This is a genomic window from Streptomyces chiangmaiensis (genome assembly GCF_036281785.1).
In the GTDB taxonomy this organism is placed as follows: Bacteria; Actinomycetota; Actinomycetes; order Streptomycetales; family Streptomycetaceae; genus Streptomyces; species Streptomyces chiangmaiensis.
In genome coordinates this window covers 1-4,925 of the sequence record NZ_JAYWVC010000357.1, presented here as the reverse complement: position 1 = coordinate 4,925, position 4,925 = coordinate 1, and the positions used below count along the sequence as shown (strand labels likewise).

The window sequence follows — 4,925 nt, the reverse complement described above, 5'->3', positions numbered from 1 at the left end:
AGCATGCGTACGACAGTGTCGCACATGGCGGTGCGTGCCCCCAACGGGATTCGAACCCGTGCTACCGCCTTGAAAGGGCGGCGTCCTAGGCCGCTAGACGATGAGGGCTATCGGCCCGCCTGCGCGCCTCTCGGCGCGTCGGGGACGTGAGAAGCATATGGGATGGGGAGAGGGTTCGCCAAAACAGTTCAGGGAGCGCTCGACGCGGGGGGCGCGCCAGGGCGGGCCGGGCTTGGGCCGGAGCCGCCGGTCGGTGTGCCGGTCGGGGGCGTGGTACCCGGGGTGGCGCCTGCACCGGGCTGGTTCTCCTCGGCCAGGTGGCGTGACACCTCGGCCGTCGTCTGGCCCAGGCCTCCGAGCCTGATCTCGTCCCAGGCCTGCAGGTGCCGGGTGTCCCGGTCCAGATAGAGGACCGAGGCCTCGATGGGGGCCGGGTACTCGTGCTCGACCGCGCGCAGCCCGCTGCCGCCCGTCGAGCCCTCGATGCGCAGCCGGGTGCCGTACTTCATGATCTCCGTCTGCTCGTGGTGCAGATGCCCGGCCAGGACCAGCGGCACCTCGCCGTCCGTCTCGCGCGCGGCCGTGGGCTCGTGGGCGATCGCGATGTCGACCGGGGTGCCGGCCGCCTTCTGGTCGCTCAGGGCGGAGGCCAGGCGGGCGCCCGCCAGCTCCTCGGCGCGGTCGCCGCCCGGCTCGACCGAGCGGTCGGGGGTGAACTGAGGGTCGCCGATACCGGCGAAGCGCAGACCCGCCACCGTCACCGCCTTGCCGTCGTCCAGCACACGGACGTTCTTCATGCGCTCCAGATAGCGCTGGGTGGTGAGGGAGTCGTGGTTGCCGCGGACCCAGATGTACGGGGCGCCCAGGTCGGCGATCGGATCGAGGAAGCCGTTCTCCGCGGCCGTGCCGTGGTCCATGGTGTCGCCCGAGTCGACGATCACATTGATCTTGTACTGCTCCACCAGCGACCCGATGATCTTCCAGCTCGCCGGGTTGAGGTGGATGTCGGAGACGTGCAGGACCCGGATGGTCGTCGGATCGGGTTGGTAGGCGGGGAGGGTGGACGTGACGTCGTAGAGCTTCGTCACGTTCGTCACCAGGCGCGCCAACTCCTTCTGGTAGACATCGAATTCGGTGACGATGCTGCGCGCGTTGCCGACCAGGGACGGGGCGGAGGAGAGCAGTCCGGAGAACTTCGGCTCCAGGACCGACTTGGGGTTCCAGGTGGCGTAGGCCGTCGCTCCGGAGGCCGCGAGGAGGGTGAGTGCCAGACCGCCCGCGGCGAGGGCACGGCGTGGTCGGCGGTAGACGACCAACCCGAGGGCGGTGGCGCCGGCGACCACCGCGATGCAGGAGCGCACGGCCAGGTCGAGCGTGCCGTGTTCGACGTCGTGGGCGATCTCCTGCTGGAGTCCGGAGATCCGCTCGGGGTGGTCGACCAGGGCCCGGGCGCGGTCCGGGTCGAGCTGGTCGACGTTCACGTCGAGGCGGACGGGTGCCTCGTGGCTGTTCAGCTCCAGGGCGCCGAGCGGGGAGACGTTGATCTTCGTACCGCCGGCGAGCGAGGGGCGCAGGGTCATGGTGGTGTTCATGGGGCCCACCGGGACGCGTACGTTGCCCACGATGAGCAGGCCGAGCCAGGCGCCCAGGAGCACGACGGCGACCATGCCGAGCGCCCTGAGCCACGGGTGGGGCTGTGGGACCAGTTCGGCGGACGGATGGGGGCGGAGCGAGCGGTAGTGCCGGGCGAGCGTGCGTGACGCCCTTCGTATCCCATGCGGAGCTGCGACGGGGACGCGGACCATTGGTCCCGTATGCCCAAATTCCCTGGTTGGTATGCGGGACGACGTACGGCTCTCCTTCGAGGGTCGTCGTACCGGACAATGGCCCTGTGCTGGAGATGACGCGCGAGGAGTTCGAGGAGCTGGTCGCGGAGGCGCTCGACCGGATCCCGCCGGAGCTGACGCGGCTGATGGACAACGTGGCGGTGTTCGTCGAGGACGAGCCGTCCGCGGACGATCCCGAGCTGCTCGGACTGTACGAGGGGACTCCGCTGACGGACCGCGGAGAGTGGTACGCGGGAGTGCTCCCGGACCGGATCACCATCTACCGGGGGCCGACCCTGCGGATCTGCGAGACACGCGAGGACGTGGTGGCGGAGACCGAGGTGACGGTGGTCCACGAGATCGCACATCACTTCGGGATCGACGACGCCCGGCTGCACGCACTCGGCTACGGGTGACGGCAACCGACGGCACGCGTGGGCGGGCGTCGGCCTTCGGTGACCGCGGACGCGGTTCGCCGGACGCGTGACGTTCTCCCCCCGGGCGCGTGTCCTCCTGTGGGTGAGGGGAGTTGGGCAGGGGGACTCCTCGCACCTTCCCCGCGCTCTCGGCCGCTCCCCAGGTTCTCGGTTCCACTCGGACAGGGGGATCCTCACGGGCAGGGGAGACCCCTATCGGAGGTGGCTGCCCGTGCGCGCCTGTTATCTACCCGTCCGTCTGGTCGCCGCGGTCATGGTCGTCGCCGCGGCCGCCGGCTGCATGAGCGTGGGGGACGACGCGGGCAGTCCCTCCCCGTCGCACTCTGCGGGACGCCACGGCGGGGGTGCACCGGACGGGGGGACGGCGGTGGGCCAGGGTGTGGGCGGGGGTCTCGGCGGGGCGGCGGTCAAGGGAGGTTCGACCGATCCGGACGAGTCGTCCGGGGCCTCCGCGTTCCCGTCCGCGTCGGAGTCCAAGCGCGGCGGCAAGGGCAAGGACGGCAAGCCGACCGCCGGGCACACCGACGGCAAGGGAGGTGACGGAGGGGGGCCTCCCGTTCCGACGGACGGGAATCCGACTCCGACGCAGAGCACGGCCGATCCGACGCCGACGAGCCAGCCGGATCCCCCCTCGCCCACCCCGACGACCGCCGAGCCCTCGTCCTCGGCGCACGAGCAGACCACCACGCAGCTGATGCAGCGGGAGCCGGCGCCCCGTGCGGGCGCTCCGGCGATGTAGCAGCCCGGCCGGCATGACCGCGCTCACGACCGGGCGAGGCGCTCGTGTGGTGAGGGTCACCCGGGGCGGGCGGGGCTTGGTTTGCACTCGACCGGGGCGGGTGCGTATGGTGGTAGATCGTTTGATCCCATTTGCCCGGCGCCTAGAAGACGCGCCGCGTGTGGCGCGTACTCTCCCTTGCCGTGGCCGGACCGCATAGAGGCGGTCGAATGCGACTTCACGGATGTTTGGGCGCGTGCCGTGAACTCCGGAAGGTTCGCATTTCGCATGTCTGCTGTCAGCACTGACCACGTCGTCCTGTCCGAGGACACCCAGGACGAGGAAACCGCTCCCGAGGTGACCTTCGCCGATCTCGGTCTGCCCGAGGGCATCGTCCGCAAGCTCGCCCAGAACGGCGTCACCGTCCCCTTCCCGATCCAGGCCGCGACCATCCCGGACGCCCTGGTCGGCAAGGACATCCTCGGCCGCGGCCGTACGGGTTCGGGCAAAACGCTCTCCTTCGGCCTGCCGACCCTCGCCACCCTGGCCGGCGGCCGCACCGAGAAGAAGAAGCCGCGAGCCGTGATCCTCACGCCGACCCGTGAGCTGGCCATGCAGGTCGCGGACGCGCTGCAGCCCTACGGCGATGTGCTCGGGCTGAAGATGAAGGTCGTGTGCGGCGGCACGTCCATGGCGAACCAGATCTACGCCCTCGAGCGCGGTGTGGACATCCTGGTGGCCACGCCCGGCCGGCTGCGCGACATCATCAACCGGGGTGCCTGCTCTCTCGAGGACGTGCAGATCGCGGTGCTCGACGAGGCCGACCAGATGTCCGACCTGGGCTTCCTGCCCGAGGTCACCGAGCTGCTCGACCAGGTGCCGGCCGGCGGCCAGCGCATGCTCTTCTCCGCGACCATGGAGAACGAGATCCAGACCCTCGTCGACCGGTATCTGAACGAGCCGGTGAGCCACGAGGTCGACGCCGCCCAGGGCGCCGTGACGACCATGTCGCACCACATCCTCATCGTGAAGCCCAAGGACAAGGCCCCGGTCACCGCCGCCATCGCCTCCCGCAAGGGGCGGACCATCGTCTTCGTCCGCACCCAGCTCGGTGCCGACCGTGTCGCCGAGCAGATGCGCGACGCCGGTGCGAAGGCGGACGCGCTGCACGGCGGGATGACGCAGGGCGCGCGCACCCGGACGCTGGCCGACTTCAAGGACGGCTACGTGAACGTGCTCGTCGCCACGGACGTCGCGGCCCGCGGCATCCACGTCGACGGGATCGACCTCGTCCTGAACGTGGACCCTGCCGGTGACCACAAGGACTACCTGCACCGCGCCGGACGCACGGCCCGCGCCGGCCGCACCGGCACGGTGGTCTCCCTCGCCCTGCCGCACCAGCGGCGCCAGATCTTCCGTCTGATGGAGGACGCGGGCGTCGACGCCTCGCGCCACATCATCCAGGGCGGTGCCGCGTTCGACCCCGAGGTCGCCGAGATCACCGGCGCCCGGTCCATGACCGAGGTCCAGGCCGAGTCCGCGGGCAACGCCGCGCAGCAGGCCGAGCGGGAGGTCACCCAGCTGACCAAGCAGCTGGAGCGCGCCACTCGGCGCGCGGCCGAACTGCGCGAGGAAGCGGACCGGCTGATCGCCCGCGCCGCGCGGGAGCGGGGCGAGGACCCGGAGGCGGCGGTCCAGGCGGCGGCCGATGCGTCGCAGGAGCCCGTCGAGGAGCCGGTCGCGGAGATCTCGGTGCCCGAGCAGCCGACCGCCCAGGAGGTCGAGCGTGCCGAACGGGGCGCGCGCGCCGAGCGTGAGGAGCGGTCGGCCGGTTCGTCGTACGAGCGCCGGGAACGCCGCGACGAGCGGGGCGGTTTCCACCGTGACCGCGGTTTCGACCGTGATCGTGACCGTGGTTTCGAGCGTCGGGACGGCGACCGTGGT

4 protein-coding genes and 1 tRNA gene are annotated in these 4,925 nt (G+C 71.1%); 3 read left to right on the top strand and 2 right to left on the bottom strand.

Features of this window, described 5'->3' with window-relative positions; all coding sequences use genetic code 11:
* Positions 1-35: 35 nt before the first annotated feature.
* Positions 36-108 (bottom strand) — tRNA-Glu (locus VXC91_RS42320).
* Positions 109-188: 80 nt separating this feature from the next.
* A complete protein-coding gene (locus tag VXC91_RS42315) occupies positions 189-1,805 on the bottom strand; it encodes a metallophosphoesterase family protein (protein WP_329512673.1) in 1,617 nt (538 codons plus the stop codon).
* Between the two features lie 86 nt (positions 1,806-1,891).
* Here VXC91_RS42315 and VXC91_RS42310 point away from each other — a divergent pair, with 86 nt between their 5' ends.
* From VXC91_RS42310 to VXC91_RS42300, 3 genes are all read left to right on the top strand, one after another.
* Positions 1,892-2,242, top strand: coding sequence for a metallopeptidase family protein (locus VXC91_RS42310; RefSeq protein ID WP_329512672.1), 351 nt, complete (start codon positions 1,892-1,894; stop codon positions 2,240-2,242).
* A 232-nt stretch (positions 2,243-2,474) separates the two neighbouring features.
* The gene (locus VXC91_RS42305; RefSeq protein ID WP_329512671.1) at positions 2,475-3,002 is read left to right on the top strand and encodes a hypothetical protein; all 528 of its coding nucleotides are present in this window, start codon (positions 2,475-2,477) and stop codon (positions 3,000-3,002) included.
* Positions 3,003-3,269: 267 nt separating this feature from the next.
* Positions 3,270-4,925 (top strand): DEAD/DEAH box helicase (locus VXC91_RS42300; RefSeq protein ID WP_329512670.1); only part of this gene is annotated, 1,656 nt, incomplete at its 3' end.

Coding starts and splice junctions, on each gene's coding strand:
- VXC91_RS42315 (WP_329512673.1), bottom strand. CDS start 1,805: ATGGTCCGCGTCCCCGTCGCAGCTCCGCATGGGATACGAAGGGCGTCA.